This window comes from Anthropogastromicrobium sp. (genome assembly GCF_037349415.1).
Taxonomy (GTDB): domain Bacteria; phylum Bacillota; class Clostridia; order Lachnospirales; family Lachnospiraceae; genus Anthropogastromicrobium; species Anthropogastromicrobium aceti.
In genome coordinates, this window is the sequence record NZ_JAXWCK010000007.1 from 1 (window position 1) to 23,046 (window position 23,046).

A 23,046-nucleotide genomic window follows, 5' to 3' on the forward strand; every position below is an offset into this window, starting at 1 on the left:
CCCATATAGGACTTTTATATTTCATTGTCCTATATGAGGGTAGCATATCATTTTCAAGGGGCGTTTTATTTTGAGAGACTTTTAGTAAATGTCAGAATTTTCTTGCTCTTTTTTGTCAGAATCAGTATAATACTAATCAGTAGGTAAGAAAAATAGAGAATAAGGAGGACTTTTTATGACAGTACATGATACAGTTCATGGATTTATCGTAGAAAGAGAAGTACCGCTTCCTGAGCTAGATGCAGTGATGTACCAGATGAAGCATGAAAAGACAGGCTTAGAGCTGGTATGGATAAGCAGAGAGGAAGAAAATAAGGTATTTGGCATTGGCTTTGAGACTCTGCCTTGGAATGATACAGGTGTATTTCATATTTTAGAGCATTCCGTTTTATGCGGTTCAAAAAATTATCCAGTTAAGGAGCCGTTTGTGGAGCTTTTAAAAAATTCCATGAACACATTTTTGAATGCAATGACATTCCCGGATAAGACCTTTTATCCGGTGGCAAGCCGAAATGATAAGGATTTTGTCAATTTGATGCGTGTTTATCTTGATGCTGTATTTTATCCAGCTGTATATACAAAACCAGAAATTTTTTATCAGGAAGGATGGCACTATGAGTTTGATAGCGAGGGAAAGCCAGGCTACAAAGGTGTTGTCTTTAATGAGATGAAGGGAGCGTTTGCAGATGCGGATGAACTGATGGATATGACAATCAATAGAGCGCTCTTTCCTGATACACCGTATCGTTATGTATCTGGAGGTGATCCGACAAAAATTCCGGATTTGACATATGAAGAATTTATTGAAAGCCATAAACGGTTTTATTCTCCGTCGAATGCCTATGTGTATCTTGATGGCGCAATGGATATAGATGCCATTCTTGGTATTATCAATGATGAATATCTGTCCTCATTTGAACAGACAAAGCGCATGGATCCGCCAACGCTTCAGTCAGCAGTGGATGCGGGTGAGCAGCAAATTGAATATGAGATTGGTGCCGATGAGAATGAAGATGGAAAAATTCGTCTGTCCTGGGGGCGTGTGATCGGAACCTATGCAGAGCGCGAAAAGCTTACAGCAATGCAGATTTTGTCTGATGTGCTTACTGGAAATAATCAGGCACCGCTTACGAAGGCAGTGTTAGAAGACGGACTTGCAGAAACAATGCGTCTTTATACAATAGATGGTGTCGCAAATCCGTGGGTAAAAATTGAGGCTCGCAATGTGAAAAAAGAGAATTGCAAACAAGTAGAAAAGCGAATTTTCGACACACTGAATGCATTAGCAAATGGTGGTCTTGATCATGAGAAGTTAGAAGCTTCTATGGCAAATCTTGAGTTCCAGATGAGAGAACGCGATTATGGAAGCTATCCGCAGGGACTGATTCTTGGAATGCAGGTGTTTGACAGCTGGCTGTATGGAGGCGCACCAGAGGCTAATCTGCAGATTGGTGACTTATTTGTACATCTTCGTGAAAAGATGAAACAGGGATATTTTGAACATTTAATTCGTGAAGAGCTGCTTGAAAATCCGCATCGCTGTAAGGTTACATTGATTCCGTCTAAAACAGCAGGAGAAGCGCGCCGAGCAAAGGAAGCAAAGAGAATTGAAGATGAGTCTGCAATGTGGAGTGAGAAGGCAAGAGAAGAGATTATTGCAAAACAGGAAAGACTAGAGGCATGGCAAAACAGCGAAGATACGCCAGAGCAGTTGGCAGCACTTCCACATTTAGAGTTATCTGATTTAAGCCGCACGCCGCAAGAGCAGCCAATTGAAGAACTTGTAATTGATGGACAAAAGGTATTGGTTCATCGCGTTAATTCAAGCGGAATTGCTTATATTACGCTTTATTTCGATGAAAACCATTATACAGAGGCAGAACTTCCAGCACTTGGACTTTTATGTCGCCTTTTTGGAAATCTGGAAACAACACAGTCAAGTGTAGAGGAGTTAAACAACCGTGTACGTCTTTTGTGCGGAAGCATGACTTTTTTTATCAGTACCTTCAATATAAAGGATGACAGCAGCTGCTGTACAGTAAAGCTTTGCGCATCCTTTAGCACGCTTGAGTCAAATGTAGATCAGGCAGTTAGTCTTGCAGCAGAGATTTTGACGCAGACAAGATTTGATACTGCCAATTCTGAAAAAGCAGTTCTTGATTTGTTGCGTCAGATTAAGATGGGATGCTTTGAGCAGACAGTAATGGGTGGTCATGCAGCAGCACTTGGTCGTGTGTCAGCGCAGATGAGTGTTTCAAGTGTAGTTTCAGAGTGTACTGGTGGTGTTACATTCTATCAGTGGTTAAAAACTCAGGAAGAAAATTGGAACTGGAATAGTCTTCTTGAAAAATTGACAGCGCTGTATGCAAAGGCAGTTTCAAAGGAACAGTTGACTATCAGTCTTACAGGAAATACAGATGCATATGCAGCGAATGTTGTTCAAATGCTGCAGGAGCTTTTGCCGTCAAAGCCAGATCTTTTGAAGACACAGACAATTGCAATAAAGCCATGGGGCATCAAAAAAGAGGGAATCATCATTCCAGCCGATATCGCCTTTGCAGTGCGCGGTACAATTACAGGAAATTATAATGGTGCATGGCAGACAGCAGCCAAGATTGTGAGCCTGAGCTATTTGTGGAATGTAATTCGCGTTCAGGGCGGTGCTTACGGAACAGGTATGCTTACTCGAGCAAATGGAGGATTTTACTGCTATTCGTATCGTGATCCGAGCGCCAGAGAATCTCTTAGAAAATATTTAGATTGCAGCAGCTTCTTAAAAGAGTTTGCGGCACAAAATCCAGATCTGACAGGCTTTATCATTGGAACAGTTTCAGATCAGTCACCGCTTCAGACACCTAGAATGAAGGGACAGGCAGCAGATAACTTCTATTGGAGACAGATTAGTTGGGAAGAGCGCTGCACACGTTGGCAGCAGATTCTCGAGACAACACCAGAAAAGCTAGCGCAGGCCGCAGAGCAGATTAGTACTGCTATGAAAGAGGGCGGTATCTGTGTTGTAGGTGGTGCAGAGCAGATGGAAGGCTGTGGTCTTGACGAGATTATTACGCTGTAAGTTGTAACTATTCAGAGCTAGGCAATTTATTCGTGGGATACCAATTCGCAAAAGTGATGGTATCCCGCAAATGTTTTTACAAATGATTGCTGCGAATGTGGTATTAGCGTGCCGTTGTAAAGTGTCGAAAAAGAACAAAAAAAATAAAAAATTAAAAAAACTTGAAAAAAGTGTTGACAAAAGAATTGAGATATGATAATATATATATCGTTGCAAGGCTTGTTGGTCAAGGGGTTAAGACGTCGCCCTCTCACGGCGAAAACAGGAGTTCGATTCTCCTACAAGCTGCTTAGCTCGAGGTGTGGCTCAGTTTGGTAGAGCGCTGCGTTCGGGACGCAGAGGTCGCAAGTTCAAATCTTGTCGCCTCGATTGCCGATAGGCAAAGAAAAAATAAATATGGCTTGTTGGTCAAGGGGTTAAGACGTCGCCCTCTCACGGCGAAAACAGGAGTTCGATTCTCCTACAAGCTGCTTAGCTCGAGGTGTGGCTCAGTTTGGTAGAGCGCTGCGTTCGGGACGCAGAGGTCGCAAGTTCAAATCTTGTCGCCTCGATTGCCGATAGGCAAAGAAAAAATAAATATGGCTTGTTGGTCAAGGGGTTAAGACGTCGCCCTCTCACGGCGAAAACAGGAGTTCGATTCTCCTACAAGCTGCTATGTGTCCTGCGAAAGCAGGACTTTTTCTTTTTTGTTCGGATTTTTCCTGGAAACAGAATCTTTTTTATAATAGTTTGCAACATTTCTTAAGGCAGCTGCATGATATAGGTGAAAGGAAATAAAACACAAGTAGAAAATTCAATGCATTGATCGTTACAAGGCGGAGGTGATAAGGGATGAAACACGAAGAAAGAGAGGTACGTCAAATCTATAATGACTACGGTGATGATTTGTACCGACTATGTTATTTTTACACTGGAAATGTACATGATGCAATGGATGCGGTGCAGAATACATTGGTACATTTAATGGAGTACACAGGAACATTTGAGTCGGAAAGTCATAAAAAGTCATGGTTACTTAAGGTTGGGGTTAATGAATGCAGGCAGCTTCATCGCCAATGGTGGAGACGTAAGGTGACAGCGGACGAATCGCTTATTGATATGGAAAAGGTAGGTGTGCAGATTAGCGATGTGTGGGAGAGTGTAATGTCATTGCCAACAAAATACCGCACAGTAATTTATCTATATTATTATGTCGGCTATTCAACGGAAGAGATTGCTAAAATTATGGAAAAACAGTCATCTACGGTGCGGTCACTCTTACTTAGAGCGAGAAAAAAATTGAAAGAAGAACTGGTGGAGCCGCAGGCAGATAGTAGTTCACGAATTTAACAAACAGAAAGGAAGGTGCAGCATGAAGCAGGATGATTATAGAAATATGTGCGATGAAATAAAGCTTTCGGAAGAACAGAAAGATAAAATATGGGTAGCTGCGAGAGCAAAAGTGCAGACAAAAAAAGAAAATAGGCAAAAGATGGGCAGATTTGCGAAAATTGCAATGGCAGCGGCAGCGATTATTGTATTTTTTATGGTGACAGCTATGCCAGACATTATAAGAAATAAGAATACAAATCAGCCTGCAGCACAGGTGGAAAAGAGTACAGAGGAAGATAATTCACAGACCGTGCAAGTAAATCAAGAAATGAAATATTATTTGTTACTTGGAACGGATGGTCGCACAGATAAAAAAACAGGTACGCATGCAGATGCAATTGTTTTGGCAGGGATGGATGCGAGCAAAGGAAAAATTCAACTTATTTCAATTCCACGTCGCCTAGAGCTGGATGGAAAGGAAGCGAGTGAGTACGACTGGTGGTATCAGAGTACTAATGATCTTTGGAGTGCAATTGAACGAAATTTTGGAATTAAAATTGAGGGTCAAGTGACAGCATCATTTTCAATATTTGCACAGCTTGTTAATATGTATGGAGGTTTGGAATTAGAGGTTACAGAGGCAGATTTAGATCCAAAGTATTCTCAGTTAAATGGGTACCTGACAGAAGTAGTGGAATCGACAGGCATTGCAACAAAGGGGCAGATTACAGAACTCGGAGTTCAGCTTCTTGATGGTCCGCAGACTGTAGCATGGTGCAGAGTGCGTGATACAGAGAATGGTGTAAGAGGATCGCGTTTTCTTAAGGCATTGAAACAATTATATTCACGAATGGCTGAGCAAAACAATGATTATGAAAAGATAACGGTTGCCAGCATTATAATCTTATCCACGGTGAATGCAGATATCACATTATCGAATGAACCATTTGAGGTTGCAATGATAATGGAACAGGCATTTGCTTGTACTGAGTTTTCATATATTGATCTGGCACAGAGCGAGTATGTAGAAGTAACCAAAGAAGAGAACAATGAAGAACCTGTGTATACTCTTTCAGAAGAATTTTATGGCATTCCACATCTGAGTGTGTTAAACTAATCCTAGTACCGTGTGAAGCAATCAATTTCTTATTAAATATTGATTGTCTCATACGAAAAAAAGGAGGAACACACCAAAGATGAAACACATGCTTGAAAAAACATTTCCAGAAAAATTGACAGGGCAGCTGAAAAAGTGGATGGCAGTCACCGTTGCAGCAACCATGATGCTGCCGGGGACGATGGCTGTACCGGCTGCCGAAAACACACAGAGCAATCTGCCTCAGGAAGAATTGACAGTTCACTTTATTGATGTTGGTCAGGGACTAGCAATAATGGCAAAGGCTGGTGATGATGTACTTGTATATGATGGTGGAAACTCGGACGCAGCATCATACTTTGTTTCATATCTGAAGGATGAGGGTGTTGAGGACATTGACTATATGATTGCGTCTCATTACGATGCAGATCATTTAAATGGTCTTGTCGGTGCACTTCATGCATTTGATACTGAGACAATCATTGCACCGGACTATAAACATAATTCCAAACTTTATACGTCATTCTACAATACATTGTTGTCTCAAAATAAGGAAGTGACATACCCAGAAGTGGGTCAAGAGTACGAGTTTGGCGAGGGCAGCTTTACTGTACTTGGACCGACACAAATTAGGGATGATTCAAACAACAATTCTGTTGTGGTTCGTCTTGATTATGGCGATACGTCATTCTTATTTACTGGTGACGCTGAGTCAAAGGAAGAAAAGGATATCATAGCAGCAAATGAAGATCTTTACTGTGATGTACTGTCAGTAGGACATCATGGTTCTGCAAGCTCCACAAGCTGGGATTTTCTGGAAGCTGTTCTTCCGGAATATGCAGTTATTTCATGTGGTGTGAATAATTCCTATGGTCATCCAGACCTAGATACAATAGAAAAATTGGAATCAATTGAGGCACAGATTTTTAGAACAGATCTGCAGGGCAATATTATTGCGATATCAGACGGTGAGACGATCACCTGGAATAATGTACCAAGCAACGGGGAAGTATTGTATGCTGCTGATTTTGTATCTGTAAAAGAAGAACCGAATGACACAAGCAGTACTGTTGGCGAGCTTGGACCAGGCAATCAGATACAGGTATTAAACCGCGATGACAATGGCTGGGCAACTATTGTATTTAATGGTGCTACTACATATATTCCGTCTTCTTACCTGAGTGATATTGATCTACAGATGATGACACAGGCTGCTCCAACCCAGCCGGTAGGAAACATGGTATGGCTGTCTGCTACTGGATCTAAATATCACAGCAGAAATAATTGCGGAAATATGAATCCAGCAAATGCGCGCCAGGTAACAGAATCAGATGCAGTAAGTCAGGGGTATGAGAAATGCAAAAAGTGTTGGTGACAATAAAAACAATGATAAAGAATGTGATGAAGAAAGAACCAGTTCTGTCAATTGCGGTGATTTTGGCAGTTATCTCAATGTTTGTTGTACATCCAGATGATACGTATGCATCATATATTGATTTTCGCACACTTGCTATTTTATTTTGTCTGATGGTGATTGTTGCAGGAATGAGAGAGATAGGGGTATTTGACTATATCGCACAAAGTCTGTTAAACAGAGTGAAAAGTATTTCTGGTATTGTCATGATTCTCGTACTTCTTTGCTTCTTCTTATCAATGGTGATTACAAATGATGTGGCATTGATTACATTTGTTCCATTTGCCATTCTAATTTTAAAGAGATTTCCTAAAGAGGTGCGATGCCATTGGCTGATTCCCTGTGTAGTTATGCAGACAGCAGCAGCCAATTTGGGAAGCATGATGACACCTATTGGAAATCCTCAGAACTTATATCTTTATGGAAAAGCAAATTTGCAGGCATCATCATTTTTTTTGCTGATGCTTCCGTATACAGCATTGTCGCTGTTAATTCTGATTATATGGATTGCAATCCATACAAAAAGAAAGACAGATAATGAAACTAATTGCATGGATGGTTCAACACATAAAGCTGTGTATGCAAAGACACAAAGCAGAAAAATTTCAGATAAGCTTCGTCTGACTATATATCTGATATTATTTTTCTTAAGTCTTCTTGCAGTAGGCCGCTTAATTTCTATTTGGATAGTATTTGCCTGTGTGATTGCCTGGGCAGCAGCATTCGACAGTAAATTATTTAGAAATGCAGATTATGCGTTGCTTGGAACATTTACAGCACTATTTGTTTTTATTGGAAATCTTGGAAGAATCCCTCAGTTTTGCAGTATTCTTCAGAATTTGATTCAAACAAGGGAGGTCATAATAGCGGTTGCAGCAAGTCAGGTAATGAGCAATGTTCCAGCAGCAATTTTGTTGTCGGGCTTTACAAATAATTATCGGGCATTGATTATTGGAACTAATCTAGGCGGTCTTGGAACTATGATTGCTTCTATGGCTAGTTTAATCAGCTTTAAATATATTTCACGTGAAGATGCATCACTACGAGGCAAATATTTTATTTGGTTTACGGCAGCAAATGTGATTTTATTAGTCATTCTTTTAGCCGCAGCCAAAATATTGGGACAATTATAAAAAATGAAGACCGGTCAATGTAACTGTTGACCGGTCTTCATTTTTTGCTATTTTGTTTTAATTGATGCTTCTAACTGATTGATATGATGTTTTAACAGGTAAAGCGTATCTTCCCTTGAGTAGACAAGATTGCTCTCTGGAAGTGAATGAAAGAAATCAAGGAACAGACTGCGAATGGACTCTTCTGTGATATGAATATTGCAGCAGTAAGAACCAAAGACAAATTTTAATGTCGTATAAATGTGCAAACCAGTCTGAGGGTTGATGTAGATCGAAAGATAATCTGGTAAATGCAGCTGTGTTGGACGAGCAATCAGTCCAAGTACAGTGCCAGTCTCAATCTCCTGATACAGCTTTTTTAAGAAATCACAGACATCTGACTGGTCAAGATATGGAATCAGTTCCTTTGGCGAGTCATCACAAGTACGGCTTTCAATCAGATTCTGCAAACCTTCCTCTGTAAAAATGGTGTAGTAGTTGCTTTCAACCTGACGCAGGAAGGAATAGTGCTGGTCGATTAGTGACAAGTATGGATCAAGTGGAAGTTGGGAGCGATTCAAATATTTCTCAACTATATTGTGCGATATATAGCGACCGATACATGGCTGCGGCATAATTATATGCAAAGAATCAGGTGCGGCAACAGAAATATATTCATTTAGCACTTCTGCCATGTCTGAACTGCACTGGGTTAACGGTTCGCACTGGAGCAGCAGATTTTTGAAGAAGTTACGGTAATACGAAATAAGGTCTTCTGATTCTAGGATTTGTGCAGTGGATAAATCCTCTGAAAATAGAATCAGATAATGCGGAGAAATAATGTAGTATCCCATTGGAGAGAGCGATGCTGCTTTTGGAGTCTCATGAAAATAGTAAGGCTTATAGTGACCACGAGAGGCAAGACACAGTGGGATAACAGCATGCAAAAGTTCAAGATTTTTTGCAGCAGCGTTTGGACTTGTTTCAAAGCAAAGCAGTTCATTTACTGTAAAACTGCGGTTGTCAAGCCAAAATTCCATAAAGTCGATAGTTAACTTTAAGCTTGGTGGAAGAAAAAGGTTAAACTCAGCATTTTCAGTATGAGAAATCTCATAGATCAAGACTGAGCGGATAGCGCTTCGGACGGCAAATTCACCCTTGATCAGACGTTCTGAGATACTTAGAGAAGAAACCTCTGGCGGCGGAGCCATGGAAAAATCAACAGATGCCAAATTGTTTAACAAACGGCAGACGGCCTGACGGTTGTTGTACGTTTCCTCGCCTTGAAGAAGGATATCATATAGCTGAAAAAAATCTTTTCGTTCATCAACGGAAAGATTAAAATGACGTGCGAGTGCTTGAACTGTTTTATAGGAAAGTATTCGCTCGTCAGCAAGTGCCTTGTGAATTGAAGTGCGTTCTGCTCCAATCGTACGGGCAAGTGAAGAGATGCTTTCTCCACTGTCGGCAATTAATCTTTTTAAATAGGTACTGAATTTCGACACAAAGAAGTCCCCCTTTAAAACTTTATATAGTTAAAGTATATTGTACCATATAATCAAACAGTTTGGCATAACAAATTTTGCTGTTTGATAACAAATTTTGACGATTGTGTGACAAAGTTTGAAGTACATACGGGCACACTTTTTGGCACAGCTTGTTTTTATATATGTTTCTTTGTATACTAAAGAAGAATATAATAAAAGCATAGAACTAGTTGTAGGATAAAACTATTATAAAAAAGAAGAGGGGGAAGGTGACTTTATATGAGCGATTGTACCATAGTAGCACAAGTGCTTGAAAAAAGAGAGGAACCTGCCGAGTATCTGGTAGATCGCATGATACGTATTTGTCGAGATCAGCTGATGTTGCCAATACGACAGACGATGGAGCGCATTGACTGCCATGAAATATGTTTTATGGAAAGCAGAGGGCATAATGTGTACATATATACGAAAAATCGGGAGATTCGCATTTATCAGAAGCTGACGGATCTTGTTGATTTGCTTCCTGATTATTTTCATCAGTGTCACAAAAGCTATATCGTAAATTTAGAATATGTGGTACGCCTTGAAAGAACGTTGCTTTATATGGCTGATGGAAGAATGGTACCAGTCAGCCGTACACATCAGGCAGAGACAAAAGAGATATATGAAAATTATGTCAATGCCTGAGTATTGTGGCTGTGCAATAATAATTAGTTTTTTTCTTTTATCAGTTCGGCAATTTCCTTATATCGTGATGTAATTGCCTTATAATTTTCTCGTTTGTGCGGAAAAGTACAATTTGAGCAATCTTTATTTCCATTTGGAAGGTAGCGAAACTGCCCACCGCATTTTTTGCCAAGTGCGTATAGTGGGCAGTAGCAAAAAAGGCAGTTGAAATTGTCCGGGTCCGCATTTTTATGGCATGGAAAGTATTCACATTCTCGATTGCAGAAAAATTGATAATGAGTCGTTTTAGGTCGTTCCATATCAAAACCTTTCATATTAAGTGATATTGTATCTTTAGAAATTACTTTGTTATAAAATAAATTTATCTTTGCAAATATTATTTTAATAGCTCATCGATTTCAACAAAACAAGCTTCTGCGCGGTTCTCGCTAACTGGGTGGTTAAAGTAAATTCGTTTTCCATCGCGTGAGAAGGTTGGGTTTGGATGAATCTGAAGTTTCCAAGTACAGTTTTGGAAGTTTTGTCCACCAAATGTAGCAATAGGAGTGGTCTCGCCGCGGCGATACAGGAAAATGTCTGCTGGGTAGCCAGGATAAGCGCGGTCTCCGACAAAGTAGCTGCGGTCTGGAGAACCATCAATATGATTTCCAATTCCACCAAGCGTTTCTATGCATTCTCCGTTTGGTGTAAAACGCTGGATACGGCTCGTTTCCATCTCAATCTTTGAACCGTCATAGTACTGACGAGTTGCCATGTATGTATCATCGTCAAACCAAAGCTGATGAACTGGTTTGTCTGGAATGACATGTGTCTTACCAGTCTCAAGGTCAATGCAGCCAAGGGCACCAAATACAGGGCAGTTGGCAACGCTTAAACGCATCATCACCTTTGTCGCAGATGGATTTAACTGTACGTGGCTCATTGAAGTTGTGTGAGCATTTGGTGTACAGCCACTTTTTACAACCATGTCATAAACAGTCTTTTTATCGGCAACGCGGCGAATCTTTCCAGTTGTTAAATCAAGCAGATAAATACCGCATGTATCAAGTTCTGGGTAATCGGGGTTCTTGTCCAGAAATTCCTCTGAGATGGAGAATGGATACTGACCATTTTCAGCACAGTGGCTTTCTTTACCGAAGATTGGTCCATAAACAACTTCTCCTGTATGAATATTCAGGACACGAAATGCGCTAAATCCATTTATTATATCACGAAAAACAATGTGATCATTATCTGTAAAAGTGGCAGATGGACCATTGTGGTTGCCGCAGCTTACTGTAAAGACACAGCGTGCGTTTGCCAGTGTATTTCGGTCGCAGATCCAGATCTCGGTGATCTGCTTTTCTTTGTCCTCCAAATCAGGCTTTTTTGCGTAGACAAGAAGGGTTCCATCTGGACTTTCTGGCTGACCGCCATTCATGCCCCAGAGAGAAGATCCTTCATATTCACATACTTTTTCCATGAAAATGTACCTACCTTCACTATTTTTTTATTTAATTGTACTCCTATTTTTGTTTTGCATCAAGCCAATCGTGGGAAATGCTTGAAGAATTTTTCGAGTCATGGTAAGATGAAGTGGGAATAAAAATAAGAGCGAAAAAAAGAAAGAAGGATCTGACATGGAAACCAAAAATATAAATGTATGTGAAACTTTCCCAGACGGCACTCCAATAGATGGATGGTTTTATGATACAAATGTACCTTCATTGGAGAAAATTGGAAAACAGTATGTTCTGACTGCATATGGTATCCTTGATGATGGAAAGCTTTACACAAAGGAAATTCAGGCATTGATTGATCTGGCAGCGAAAGAGGGCGGCGGTGTTATTGTTGTTCCATCAGGAACATATTTGACAGGTGCACTATTTTTTAAGCAGGGCGTTCATTTATACGTAGCACAGGGCGGTATGTTAAAGGGAAGCGATGACTGTTCTGATTATCCGATTTGCGAGACTAGAATTGAGGGAGAGAGTTGTCTATATTTTTCAGCACTAATCAATGCAGATGGGTTAGATGGATTTGTAATGTGCGGACCTGGCACTATTGATGGAAACGGTATGCGCTCTTGGAAAGCATTCTGGCTTCGCCGCAGCTGGAATCCAAAGTGCACGAATAAGGACGAACAGCGTCCGCGCCTTGTGTATTTGTCAAATTGTAAAAATGTGCTTATTGCAGATTTGAATTTGCAAAATTCACATTTTTGGACAACACATCTTTATCACTGTGATCATGTCAAATATCTCAACTGTCGTATTTTTTCACCGGCATCGCCTGTTAAGGCGCCAAGCACAGATGCAATTGACATTGATGTGTGCAGCGATATTCTGGTGAAGAATTGCTATTTGGAGGTAAATGACGATTCTGTTGTATTAAAGGGCGGAAAGGGTCCGTGGGCAGATACTGCGCCTGATAATGGTGCTAATGAGCGTATTCTTGTTGAGGATTGTGTGTATGGTTTCTGCCATGGTTGTCTGACATGTGGATCAGAGTCGGTACACAACAAAAATATTTTGCTGCGCCGCATTAAGGTAGGAAGCGGAAGTAATCTTTTATGGTTAAAGATGCGCCCAGATACACCGCAGCATTATGAGTATATTACGCTTGAGAATATTGAGGGCAACATTACAAATTTTATCAATATTAATCCATGGACACAATTTTACGATCTGAAGGATCGTAAAGATATTCCGCTGTCTTATGCAGATCATGTGACAATGAAAAATTGCAAGTGCGAGTGTGAAACATATTTTAATGTAGAGCCAAATAAGGCACAATATGAGTTGTCTGATTTTACATTTGAAAATCTGGATATTCAGGCAAAAAATGATGGCTTCAAGGCAGATGCAGTGGAAAATATGAAGATCATCAATGTAAATGTAGTGATAGAGGCTTAAAAACAAATAGCAAAAGACCAAGAAAGGCAGAAAATTATGGTAACAGAAAAGGAAATTGCCAGAATCAATGAGTTGGCAAAAAAGCAAAAAGAAGGAACATTGACAGCAGAAGAGAAGGAAGAACAGCAAGCTCTGCGCCAGAAATATCTTCGTTCAATCCGCGAAAATATGAGAAGTTCTCTTGATCAGATGAAGATTCAAAATCCGGATGGAACAATCACTAACGTAAAAGACCGCCGTAAGGATTGGCTGAATAAGATTAAAGAATGATACTACGATATTACATCAAAAGAAAAGAATTTTTTCTTTTTTTAAGTAATGGAATATGATATACTGACAGTTAAAGAGATGGCTTTGCTGTCAGTATTTACTTTATAGAAGGGAATGGTAAAAAGTATGAATTACAGAAAATTTGGAAATACAGGTGAGAAGATTTCTGCACTTGGTTTTGGATGTATGCGTTTTCCAGAATATGAAAAGGATGGAAAGATGTATGTGGATCAGGACAAGGTAGATGAGATGGTGGCAGAGGCATATCGTCAGGGAGTTAACTATTTTGATACTGCACCAAAATATTGCAATTGTAATAGTGAGGAAGCTGTCGGAAGAGCAGTTAAGGGCTTCCGTGATAAGGTATTGTTATCAACGAAAATTCCGTTAGATGTCTGTAAGAAGCCTGGCGATTATCGCCGTGCACTGGAGCATAGTCTTGATAAGCTGGGAACAGATCATTTGGATTTTTATCATTTCTGGGGAATTAATCGTAAAGAATTTGATCAGACAATCATGGCACAGGATTTGCTTGCTGATGCTGCAAAAGCAAAAGAAGAGGGACTGATTCGTCATATTTCCTTCTCCTTCCATGATGAACCGCTTGCAATTAAGTATATTATTGATGAGTCAAAAAAACGCGGTATTCCGATGGAGAGTATGCTTGTTCAGTACAATTTGCTTGACAGAACAAATGAGGAAATGCTTCATTATGCAGCATCTAATGGAGTTGGAACAGTTGCAATGGGTCCTGTAGGCGGCGGACGACTGGCAGCACCGACAGAGCTTTATGCAAAGCTTACTGGAAAGAAATCAATTGCAACATATGAACTTGCATTTAAGTTTGTTCTGGGCAATCCAGACTTAAATTGCGCATTATCTGGTATGCAGACACTTGATATGGTAAAGCAAAATGCAAAACTTGCATCTGACAGCACAGGATTTTCCAAAGAAGAGTGGCAGCAGCTTGGAGAGGCAATGGAGCAGTTAAAGAAGTTTAGTGAGCTTTACTGCACAGGCTGCAAATATTGTCAGCCATGTCCGGCAGGAATTGAGATTCCAAAGATCTTTAACATGTTTACATACTACAATGTATACGGTCTGAAGGATCATGCAAAGAAGATGTACGATAATTATGTAAAGGATGGCGGAAAGCTGATTGAAGACTGCAAGAATTGTGGTTTCTGTGAGCGTCATTGTCCGCAGCATTTGCAGATTCGCAAAGAGCTCGAGCGTGTTGAAAAGCTATTTAGATAAGAAATAATAAAAAGATCAGGCGGCGTAATGCTGACTGATCTTTTTTGTGGTATCATATTAATTACGGAGTTTCATTTGAGTCGTTTGATGACTCAGATGAGGTTGGCTGTGAAGATGTATCTGCCTGCTGCACGGAATCATCACTGACAGATTTTTCTTTTTTCTTTATCTTTGGAAACTTAGCATTTACAAATACGCGAATTAAAAGAAGCATCACAATATCAATAATTGCTTCTGCAATTAGCACAACACCAGAAAAAATCCATGTGACAGTAACAGTTGAAAATGGGTTCCCGATGATAATAAGAGAAAACAGAATGGACAGTCCGGCACTTACTGCGGCAAGCCACCAACGCTTTTCTTTTTGGCGAAGAAGATCAATACTCCACTGAACCTTATAAAATCCAGAAATAAGAAGAAGAATTCCATACAGGAAAGAAAGAAGCTTGAAGGTTTCTAAAAACCAGTGGGAGAAGCATATACAAAAAAGACCAACGGAAATACTTATAAGTCCCTTCATCAAATAAAAACGCGAGATTGCCTCTGCAAGCGGTTTTTTCCAGTAAAACACGATCTGTACAACACCAAAGGCGAGGCAGGCTGCTCCGAAGGCGATAATGATTCCGTTTGAAAAGCCTGTAGGGTCAATGAGAAGCAGGATTCCGATAATCAGTTCACAAAGGCTTATCAAAAGATTAACGGAATTTTGTTTTAAAAATTTCATGATAACCTCTTTTCTCTGTACCATTCGTGTAGCAGGCCGGCACAGCAGCCTGATTTTATTATGAAACTTAGATAGAACTAGTTTGATTATAGTAGATAAAGCTAGAAAAAACAACCATTTTTCATAAAATGGGTTGCTTTTTTAAAACGCGGAGAGTATAATTTATAATTGATGTAAATAAAGGTTGCACGTGCATTGCCATTTTGTTTTAACAGAATGGCTTTGTACATTATATATGAATTGATCAAGATGGGAGGATTATACATATGGCAGCAAAAACAAAGAAGGAAACTGCAGCAGTTGCAGAGACAAAAGAAACAGCAAAGAAGGCTACAGTAAAGAAGACAAGAGAAGTATATCTTCAGTGGTATGGTAAAGAAGTTCAGTTAAGCAGCATCACTGCACGCATTGAGGAAATGTGGAAGAAAGAGATGAAGAGAAAGATTTCCGAGTTGGTTGACTTAAAGGTATATGTAAAGCCAGAAGAAGGAAAGGCACATTATGTAATTAACGGTGAGATCACCGGAAGCATTGAGCTGTAATTGAGAAGAAGACAGTCCTTGTGTGAAAACATAGGGGCTGTTTTATTTTTTTTATACCGCGTTAAATAGTTAACAATTTTAAAAAAACTTCTACAAAAATCCAGTAATGTGTGCTATAATATAAAAAGAGTAAAAAAAGAATCTGTAGAGTGAGGTGAGTGCATGATCAAAGAGGAAAAGATCCGCATGATGACACAAGTGGCAATGATTCAAAAAAGGGAAGAACGCCGCTCTATTGAAATCTGTGGATACCGAAAAAAAGATTATGTATCCATTCAGATGATTAAAATATGGATTTGCTATACAATGGCCTATTTGTTGCTTACACTTATAGGCGTTATTTGTATGGGCAATGGTACACAGGCAGTTTCTTTTTCAAGGCAGGTGCTGATTAGAATCGGCTGTATATGGGTTGTTGGATATCTTGGCTTTTTAACAGCAGTACTTGCAATGGCTCATCAGTGTTATAGCAGACGCTATCGCACAGCGGCTGTTTTAGTTCGTCAATATAGACAGCATTTGATGGCACTTGAGGATTACTATACGGAAAGGAGCCAGATCAATGACAGCTCTGCTGGAACTACGGCAAAAGATAAGTGAGGTTTATGGCCGCTATGAAGCATATGTGCGCATCTGCACAAAATGTTTGCTGGCATTTCTTGTATTTTATATGATTCACAGTCAGCTATCAGGCAGTATGAATCCTAGAAGCTGGGCAGAAATCGTGGTTGCTACTCTTATTGCAGTGATGATTCCTATTGATGCCTGCTCAATTTTGGTAGCAATATTTGTAATAGTCCATATGCTTATGATTTCAGTGGAAGCAGGTGTGACTGCCGTAGCATTCTTTTTATTTTTGTTATTGACATATTTTATATTTAAGCCAAGACAGTCAGTGCTTATCACAGTTATGTGTCTTGCTGGAATGCTGAATCTGACAGGTGCCGCAGCGATTCCGATTGGTCTTTTATGTGGACCAATTGCAGTGATTCCGGCAGCGGCAGGTACATTTGTATATGGCATGATTTTGACGCTTCGCCAAAATAGTTCAGTACTTGAGGCATCAGCTCAAAGATTGACATCAATGGAAAAGGCGGCTTATTTTATAAAGGCAATTGGAAGCAATGAACGTATTTTGCTATTAATGGCAGCACTAGTAGTTACAATTGTTGTTGTTTATATGATTCGTAAACTTCCATATTCTTATGCATGGGCAATTGCAATCGCAGCAGGAACAGCATGTTATGTTCTGACTGTCCTAGTAGGCAATGTAGCATTTGGTGTAACTGTTCATTTGTTGTATCTAAGTATTTCTATTATACTTGGCGTTCTTATTTCGAGTGTTCTTCATGTGTTTCTCTTTTTGTTAGATGGAACGCATACAGAATTTCTTGAATATGAGGATGAAAATTATGTGTATTATGTTAGAGCAATACCAAAATATTCTGTTGCGAGAACAGATAAAAAAGTAACTACGATAACAAAAGCAGGAGATGGCGAAACGTCCGAGGAGGATTCCTTTTTGGATGATGACCAGTCTCTGGATGATTATTTCCGCACGTAAGCAGGAGAAAGGATAGAAGGATGGAAGCCATCAGAGGATTTTATGAAAATTATATACGCTGGTCAGCGGCTTCCATGACATTAAGCGATGTCCTGGAGATTGCTATATTCACCTATTTTATTTATCATATTATTTTATGGATTAAGCAGAGCAAGGCGTGGATCCTGTTAAAGGGTGCGGCAGCTATTTTTGCGATGTATATACTGGCAGTTATTTTACAGCTGAATAATATTGTAATGGTTTTTAATAGAATCGCACCGTATGTAGCGACAGCATTGCTTGTTATTTTTCAGCCGGAGATTCGCCGTGCATTAGAGCAGCTTGGAACAAATCATTTATTTGAACTTTTTTCGCTTTCTAGCACAAAAGATAAAGTTGCAGAAAATGCAGATGATACTATTGATGCGATTGTTCGTGCATCCTTTAGCATGGGGCGTGCAAAGACAGGAGCATTGATTGTCATTGAGCAGAAATTTGTGCTGAACGAATATATTGCAACTGGTATTTTATTAGATGCCATTGTAAGTGCACCGCTTCTGGTGCAGATCTTTGAGCACAACCTTCCGCTTCATGATGGAGCTGTTGTGATTCGCGGAAACAGAATCACGGCTGCTACATGTTATCTGCCTTTATCGGAAAATAAAACGATAAGTAAGGAACTTGGAACAAGACATCGCGCAGGTCTTGGCATCAGTGAAGTGACGGATGCTTTGACAGTTATTGTGTCAGAGGAGACAGGACAGGTATCACTGACAAAGGACGGACAGCTGTATCGAAATGTTAACAGTGACAAGCTCAGAGAATTGCTTGGCGGAACAAAAAGCAGTGAAAAGACGCAGACTGTGTGGGATAGGCTGAGGAAAGGAAGGAAGAGACATGAAAAATAAAGGTCAAAATCAAAAACTTTTTCTCAAAAATTTTCCACTTAAGCTTTTGGGGTTTGTACTGGCAGTCCTTTTGTGGCTAGTGTTAAACAATACACAGGATCCAGTTATAACAAGCAGTGTAAGTGTTCCGATCACATATGAAGAAGGCGGTTTGGCTGAGAAAAATATGGTGGCAATTTCAAAACCAAATGCTATCACAATTCCAGTTAAGCTTCATAGAAGCCGTTTAAGATATCTTTCTGCCGATGATTTTACAGTAAAAGCGGATCTTACAGAAGTGATTGGTGATGTTAAGGAAGCACCGGAAGCCAGCAAGATCAGTATTGAAATTACAAAGGCATCATCTGCCACATATATTCAAAGCTGGGAATATCCACAGTCACAAGGGTATGTAAAGGTTGTGCTTGATGCATTAAAATCGGCCACATACCTTGTGCAGTTTAATACTACAAAAGAGCTTCCAGAAGGATATCAGGTTGGAACACTTTCAAGCGATCCGTCTCGTGTAACTGTAAGCGGTCCGACAAGTGCATTTTCGAATCTGGCGGCGGTCAAGGCAAATGTAGATCTAAGCGCGATTACAGACGGAGGAAGCGTGACAGCACCGCTTGCACTATATGATGGAAATAATCGCACCTTATCAGGAAGCGGCCTGACAATCAGTCAGAGTACAGTAGAGGTTACGGTAAGCTTAAATCAGGCAAAAGAAATAAGTATAAGCATAGCAGGAAGCAGTGGAACACCAGCAGATGGATATGTGGTGAGCAAGGTAGACTACACACCGAAGCTTTTGACAATATCTGGCTCTAAAAATGCACTCGCTAACATTTCAACAGTAAGTATTCCAAGCAGGGAGCTTGATATTACCGGGGCAAGCAGCAATAAGACTTTTGAGATTGCTATTGAACAGTATCTTCCTGAGGGAATTACACTTTCTGAAGGGCAAAGTGGTACAATTTCTGTAACAATCGAGTTAGAACAGCTCCAGACGGAAAGCTTTCAGATTGATGCAAGTCAGTTTCAATTAGTAAATACAAAGCCAGAGTACGAATACGAACTGATTGACCCTGCATTGACATTGACGCTTCAGGCACTGCAGGCCGATCTTGATAGTTTTAATCCAGAGACGCTTCAGGGTACGATTGATGTCGGAGGTCTTGAAGCAGGAGAATATATAAATGTTCCTGTTACTCTTACGCTGGACAGTGCATATACAATGACGCAGGATCTGATTGTATCAGTTCGCATTATTGATAAAACAGCACAGACAGAAGAGACGCAAGCGACAGAGAGTACGACTGTGACGCAGAGTACTTCAGTGACGAATACGCAGGAAACATCAGAAGCTTCATCACAGACAGCAACTGAGACAACGCAGGAAAGTACTTCACAAGAAACTGCTGCACAATAAAATAAACATTTAGAAACGGACAGACAAAAGTTTGTCTTGTTATAGAGGTAAGAAAGGAAGAGGATCAGTATGGTAAGCCAGAAGATAACAGTAAAAAATATGACAGGGTTTCATTTGAGACCGGCAGGGATCTTATGTAAGATCGCAATGAACTACAAATCAAAGGTTCAGTTTCAGTTTAACAGCGTTACTGCTAATGCAAAGAGCGTATTAAGCGTGCTTGGTGCAGGTGTAAAAAACGGTGATGAAATTGAAGTTGTCTGTGACGGAGTTGATGAAGAAGAAGCGTTAAAGGCCGTAATAGCGGGGATTGAAAATGGTCTTGGCGAATAATATAGAGGGCAGAGGCAGACAGTTGCTTCTGCCTTATGCCATATATGGAGCTTTTGCTTTTTTGGCTATGGTGTTAGAAAAAAATGATTTTTTTGTGGCAGCAGGCTGTGTACTTCTTGTGGCAGCATCTGTGATGGGTCTTTACTTTTATAAGAAAGATCAAAGCTTGGTGTCGTTTCGCTTTCTGCTTTCTGTTTTTTGGACGGCAGGAGAGGGACTTGGCGTTATGCAGCTAAGTAATCTGCAGTCTTCATGGACTAATCAGACGTGGCTTTCATTTGGTGGCTTTTATCTTTTATTTTTAGCAGGATATGAAGCAATCGAAATATATCTTTCAAAACTGGTGATTGTATTAGAAAGCAAATGCCAGATGTCAAAAAAAGAAGTCACCAAAGAGCAGTTTCAAAATCGTTTATTTTGCTGTATACGTATTGTATCACTTGTGACATTTGCAACATTTGTTTTTGAAGCTGTCATTTTAGGATATGTGCCGCTTTTTTCAACAGAGACACACGCATATGATCATTTTCATATTTCAGGTGTACATTATTTTACAGTCAGCTGCATGTTTACGCATTCGCTGACGTTGATTTATATGTTAACGTACATGGAAAAGAAAAAAGACAGGCAGCCGCTTGAAAAAGGAAAATTGATTCAGCTGATTGTGTATAATGCGCTGTCAGCCTCAATTCCGATTTTGAGCGTTTCTAAGTTTCAGTTTGTTCTGACGCTGGCGCTCCCAATTTTAATTTTTCTTTTGATGCGCCCAAACGTAAATAAAAAGAAGCTGTTTGCCATGCTTGGCGCAGCGGCAGCAGTTGTAATTGCGGCAGCAGTTTTCATGACAATCAGAAGAAATTATGAGCCGGGCTATTTAAACAGCATTTTTCAGATGAAAAATGAGAATATGCCGCTTTTCTTGCAGTATGCGTATATGTATATTGCAAATAATTACTCGAATTTTAATTGCCTGACACAGGCTTTGCAGCAGGGCTTAGTAGAGCACACCTTTGGATTAAAGCAGCTGTTTCCGGTGTTTGCACTTACAGGATTGAAATTTGTTTTTCCTGCGTTAGTTGCCTTTGAGATGCCTGTTACTATTAAAGAACTTAATACACTGACATTAATTTATGATGCGTATTATGATTTTGGTTTAATAGGTGTATTTTTATTTGGCTTGATTCTTGGTGCTGTCTGTGCAGCACTCACACAAAAAATCAGAAAAAACAGTAATCCAATTTTGTATTTGTTTTACGCACAGCTTGCACTGTATTTAGCATTGTCGTTCTTCTCGTCGTGGTTTACCGTGCCAACCACATGGTTTTGGTTTGCATTGACGGGGGCACTCTATTTATATGTAAAAAAGTAGATTTACAAAAAAGTTATATTGTGGTATCCTAAATAGGATTGCCGATAAAAGGCCGTTTAACGGCGGAAATGTGGGTAGATATGCAAGAAAAGAAAACAGTAGATGTAATTATTCCGGTGAGTTATCCGGATGAAAAGCTTCAAAAGATTTTAGACCGGCTGGAAAAGCAGACCCATCCGGTGGAACGCATTATTGTGATCAACACAGACGAAGCTGGTTTTCCAAAGAATCTTCGCTGGCCAGCCAATATGGAAGTTTATCATATTGCACCAGAAGAATTTGATCATGGTGCGACAAGAGATATGGCAGCAAGAAAATCAACTGCTGATTTGATGCTGTTTATGACACAGGATGCAGTCCCGGCTGATACTCATTTGGTAGAGTATTTAGCAAAAGCGTTTGACGATCCGCTTGTAGCAGCAGCATATGCCAGACAGCTTGCCAAAAAGACAGACTCAGCAATTGAACGCTTTACCAGAAATTTTAATTACCCGGCAGAAAGCAGGGTAAAGACACAGGCAGATATTCAGGCACTTGGAATTAAAACTTATTTTTGTTCAAATTCATGTGCAATGTACCGCAAAAGTACGTATGAGGAATTAGGTGGATTTTTGCCGGAGGCAATATTTAATGAAGATATGGTCTTTGCGTCCACAGCTATCAATGCGGGCTACTCTGTGGCTTATGTGGCGGAGGCGAGAGTGATTCACTCACACAATTATACAGGATTTCAGCAGTTTCAAAGAAATTTCGATAATGGTGTTTCACATGCAGATAATCAGGAGGCATTTCACAATGTGGAGACACTTGGTGAGGGCAAACGCCTTGTGTTCGATACCGCACGCTATCTGATTCGTCATCATGAGTTTGGACAACTGTTTCGCCTTGTATATATTTCAGGCTGCAAGGTTGTGGGCTACAAGCTTGGAGAAAAATATTATAAGCTGCCAAAGAAGCTGATTAGTTTCTGCACAATGAATAAAAAATATTGGCAGGAATAAAAATCTCATAAACAAAAAATAGGAGGAAAAGATAAAATGGGAAAAATTAAAGTAACAGGCTGTGATATTGAGGGATTATATGTAATCGAGCCTACCGTATTTAAGGATGAGAGAGGTTATTTTGTAGAGACTTATAATTATAATGATTTTGCTGAGGCTGGATTAGATATGAAGTTTGTTCAGGATAATCAGTCTATGTCAGTAAAGGGTGTATTGCGTGGACTTCACTTCCAGAAGCAGTATCCACAGGGTAAGCTTGTTCGTGCAATTCGCGGTGGTGTGTTTGATGTAGCTGTTGATCTGCGTGCCAATTCAAAGACATACGGAAAGTGGTTTGGTGTTGAGCTGACTGCTGAAAATAAGAAGATGTTCTATATTCCAGAAGGCTTTGCGCATGGATTTGTAGTATTGACTGATGAGGCTGAGTTTGCTTATAAGTGTACTGATTTTTATCATCCAGGCGATGAGGGCGGTGTGCTTTGGAATGATCCTGAGATCGGAATTGACTGGCCGATTCCAGAGGGTGTAGAGCCGATTCTTTCTGAGAAGGATAAGAAGTGGTTGGGATTAAAGGATACCTTCCATTTTGAATAAAAAAGGTGATAGCAGGATAA

General features: G+C 40.0%; 22 protein-coding genes and 5 tRNA genes. 23 read left to right on the forward strand and 4 right to left on the reverse strand.

Annotation, left to right across the window (positions count from 1 at the left end):
- Nucleotides 1–175 precede the first annotated feature (175 nt).
- The 10 genes from WJP93_RS00325 (at nucleotide 176) to WJP93_RS00370 (ending at nucleotide 8,027) form a co-directional block, all read left to right on the forward strand.
- A complete protein-coding gene (locus tag WJP93_RS00325) occupies nucleotides 176–3,073 on the forward strand; it encodes an insulinase family protein (protein ID WP_337546207.1) in 2,898 nt (965 codons plus the stop codon).
- A gap of 216 nt (nucleotides 3,074–3,289) precedes the next feature.
- Nucleotides 3,290–3,361 (forward strand) — tRNA-Glu (locus WJP93_RS00330).
- Nucleotides 3,362–3,368: 7 nt separating this feature from the next.
- A tRNA-Pro gene (locus WJP93_RS00335) sits at nucleotides 3,369–3,442 on the forward strand.
- A 29-nt stretch (nucleotides 3,443–3,471) separates the two neighbouring features.
- Nucleotides 3,472–3,543: transfer RNA gene (locus WJP93_RS00340), tRNA-Glu, on the forward strand.
- A gap of 7 nt (nucleotides 3,544–3,550) precedes the next feature.
- A tRNA-Pro gene (locus WJP93_RS00345) sits at nucleotides 3,551–3,624 on the forward strand.
- Nucleotides 3,625–3,653: 29 nt separating this feature from the next.
- A tRNA-Glu gene (locus WJP93_RS00350) sits at nucleotides 3,654–3,725 on the forward strand.
- A 179-nt stretch (nucleotides 3,726–3,904) separates the two neighbouring features.
- Nucleotides 3,905–4,402 (forward strand): RNA polymerase sigma factor, encoded by a 498-nt coding sequence (locus tag WJP93_RS00355; RefSeq protein ID WP_337546209.1) that lies wholly within the window; start codon nucleotides 3,905–3,907, stop codon nucleotides 4,400–4,402.
- A 22-nt stretch (nucleotides 4,403–4,424) separates the two neighbouring features.
- Nucleotides 4,425–5,501 carry an LCP family protein gene (locus tag WJP93_RS00360; protein WP_337546211.1) on the forward strand — a complete coding sequence of 359 codons (1,077 nt, stop codon included), beginning with the start codon at nucleotides 4,425–4,427 and terminating at the stop codon, nucleotides 5,499–5,501.
- Between the two features lie 79 nt (nucleotides 5,502–5,580).
- On the forward strand, nucleotides 5,581–6,855 hold the full coding sequence (locus WJP93_RS00365; RefSeq protein WP_337546213.1) for an MBL fold metallo-hydrolase: 1,275 nt from the start codon (nucleotides 5,581–5,583) through the stop codon (nucleotides 6,853–6,855).
- Nucleotides 6,837–8,027: an SLC13 family permease gene (locus WJP93_RS00370; protein ID WP_337546214.1), complete on the forward strand. Its 1,191-nt coding sequence runs from the start codon at nucleotides 6,837–6,839 to the stop codon at nucleotides 8,025–8,027. The genes WJP93_RS00365 and WJP93_RS00370 overlap by 19 nt, the downstream gene beginning before the upstream one ends.
- Nucleotides 8,028–8,074: 47 nt before the next feature.
- Here the strand turns inward: WJP93_RS00370 and WJP93_RS00375 are convergent, their stop codons facing one another.
- Nucleotides 8,075–9,511: a helix-turn-helix transcriptional regulator gene (locus tag WJP93_RS00375; RefSeq protein WP_337546215.1), complete on the reverse strand. Its 1,437-nt coding sequence runs from the start codon at nucleotides 9,509–9,511 to the stop codon at nucleotides 8,075–8,077.
- Between the two features lie 261 nt (nucleotides 9,512–9,772).
- Between WJP93_RS00375 and WJP93_RS00380 the strand changes: the two genes are divergently transcribed.
- Nucleotides 9,773–10,180 (forward strand): LytTR family DNA-binding domain-containing protein, encoded by a 408-nt coding sequence (locus WJP93_RS00380; protein ID WP_337546217.1) that lies wholly within the window; start codon nucleotides 9,773–9,775, stop codon nucleotides 10,178–10,180.
- Between the two features lie 23 nt (nucleotides 10,181–10,203).
- On the opposite strand, the gene WJP93_RS00385 is transcribed toward WJP93_RS00380, so the two are convergent.
- Together WJP93_RS00385 and WJP93_RS00390 are read right to left on the reverse strand one after the other, a co-directional pair.
- Nucleotides 10,204–10,494: a cysteine-rich small domain-containing protein gene (locus WJP93_RS00385; protein WP_337546219.1), complete on the reverse strand. Its 291-nt coding sequence runs from the start codon at nucleotides 10,492–10,494 to the stop codon at nucleotides 10,204–10,206.
- Nucleotides 10,495–10,556: 62 nt separating this feature from the next.
- Nucleotides 10,557–11,642, reverse strand: a complete 1,086-nt coding sequence (locus WJP93_RS00390) for a hypothetical protein (RefSeq protein ID WP_337546221.1) — start codon at nucleotides 11,640–11,642, stop codon at nucleotides 10,557–10,559.
- A 157-nt stretch (nucleotides 11,643–11,799) separates the two neighbouring features.
- On the opposite strand from WJP93_RS00390, the gene WJP93_RS00395 reads away from it, so the two are divergent.
- The 3 genes from WJP93_RS00395 (at nucleotide 11,800) to WJP93_RS00405 (ending at nucleotide 14,601) form a co-directional block, all read left to right on the forward strand.
- Nucleotides 11,800–13,074, forward strand: coding sequence for a glycosyl hydrolase family 28 protein (locus WJP93_RS00395; RefSeq protein ID WP_337546222.1), 1,275 nt, complete (start codon nucleotides 11,800–11,802; stop codon nucleotides 13,072–13,074).
- Nucleotides 13,075–13,110: 36 nt separating this feature from the next.
- On the forward strand, nucleotides 13,111–13,344 hold the full coding sequence (locus WJP93_RS00400) for a DUF896 domain-containing protein (protein ID WP_118612061.1): 234 nt from the start codon (nucleotides 13,111–13,113) through the stop codon (nucleotides 13,342–13,344).
- A 126-nt stretch (nucleotides 13,345–13,470) separates the two neighbouring features.
- Complete coding sequence (locus WJP93_RS00405) at nucleotides 13,471–14,601, forward strand: aldo/keto reductase (protein WP_066562633.1); 1,131 nt, start codon at nucleotides 13,471–13,473, stop codon at nucleotides 14,599–14,601.
- Nucleotides 14,602–14,662: 61 nt separating this feature from the next.
- Here the strand turns inward: WJP93_RS00405 and WJP93_RS00410 are convergent, their stop codons facing one another.
- Nucleotides 14,663–15,325 (reverse strand): DUF308 domain-containing protein, encoded by a 663-nt coding sequence (locus tag WJP93_RS00410; protein ID WP_227100014.1) that lies wholly within the window; start codon nucleotides 15,323–15,325, stop codon nucleotides 14,663–14,665.
- Between the two features lie 266 nt (nucleotides 15,326–15,591).
- Here WJP93_RS00410 and WJP93_RS00415 point away from each other — a divergent pair, with 266 nt between their 5' ends.
- From WJP93_RS00415 to rfbC, 9 genes are all read left to right on the forward strand, one after another.
- Entirely contained in the window at nucleotides 15,592–15,867 is a 276-nt protein-coding gene (locus tag WJP93_RS00415; protein WP_118612063.1) for a DUF6465 family protein, read from the forward strand.
- Between the two features lie 162 nt (nucleotides 15,868–16,029).
- Nucleotides 16,030–16,467, forward strand: coding sequence for a hypothetical protein (locus WJP93_RS00420; RefSeq protein WP_227100013.1), 438 nt, complete (start codon nucleotides 16,030–16,032; stop codon nucleotides 16,465–16,467).
- A complete protein-coding gene (locus tag WJP93_RS00425) occupies nucleotides 16,430–17,431 on the forward strand; it encodes a hypothetical protein (RefSeq protein WP_227100012.1) in 1,002 nt (333 codons plus the stop codon). The genes WJP93_RS00420 and WJP93_RS00425 overlap by 38 nt, the downstream gene beginning before the upstream one ends.
- Nucleotides 17,432–17,451: 20 nt before the next feature.
- On the forward strand, nucleotides 17,452–18,318 hold the full coding sequence (cdaA, locus tag WJP93_RS00430; RefSeq protein WP_227100011.1) for a diadenylate cyclase CdaA: 867 nt from the start codon (nucleotides 17,452–17,454) through the stop codon (nucleotides 18,316–18,318).
- Nucleotides 18,308–19,729 carry a CdaR family protein gene (locus tag WJP93_RS00435; protein ID WP_337546230.1) on the forward strand — a complete coding sequence of 474 codons (1,422 nt, stop codon included), beginning with the start codon at nucleotides 18,308–18,310 and terminating at the stop codon, nucleotides 19,727–19,729. Before cdaA ends, WJP93_RS00435 begins: the two co-directional genes overlap by 11 nt.
- A 69-nt stretch (nucleotides 19,730–19,798) precedes the next feature.
- Nucleotides 19,799–20,062, forward strand: a complete 264-nt coding sequence (locus WJP93_RS00440) for an HPr family phosphocarrier protein (protein WP_066562415.1) — start codon at nucleotides 19,799–19,801, stop codon at nucleotides 20,060–20,062.
- Entirely contained in the window at nucleotides 20,046–21,431 is a 1,386-nt protein-coding gene (locus WJP93_RS00445; RefSeq protein WP_337546233.1) for an O-antigen polymerase, read from the forward strand. The genes WJP93_RS00440 and WJP93_RS00445 overlap by 17 nt, the downstream gene beginning before the upstream one ends.
- Before the next feature lie 80 nt (nucleotides 21,432–21,511).
- The gene (locus WJP93_RS00450; RefSeq protein WP_337546234.1) at nucleotides 21,512–22,432 is read left to right on the forward strand and encodes a glycosyltransferase family 2 protein; all 921 of its coding nucleotides are present in this window, start codon (nucleotides 21,512–21,514) and stop codon (nucleotides 22,430–22,432) included.
- Between the two features lie 36 nt (nucleotides 22,433–22,468).
- On the forward strand, nucleotides 22,469–23,026 hold the full coding sequence (gene rfbC, locus WJP93_RS00455) for a dTDP-4-dehydrorhamnose 3,5-epimerase (RefSeq protein WP_337546236.1): 558 nt from the start codon (nucleotides 22,469–22,471) through the stop codon (nucleotides 23,024–23,026).
- Nucleotides 23,027–23,046: the final 20 nt, after the last annotated feature.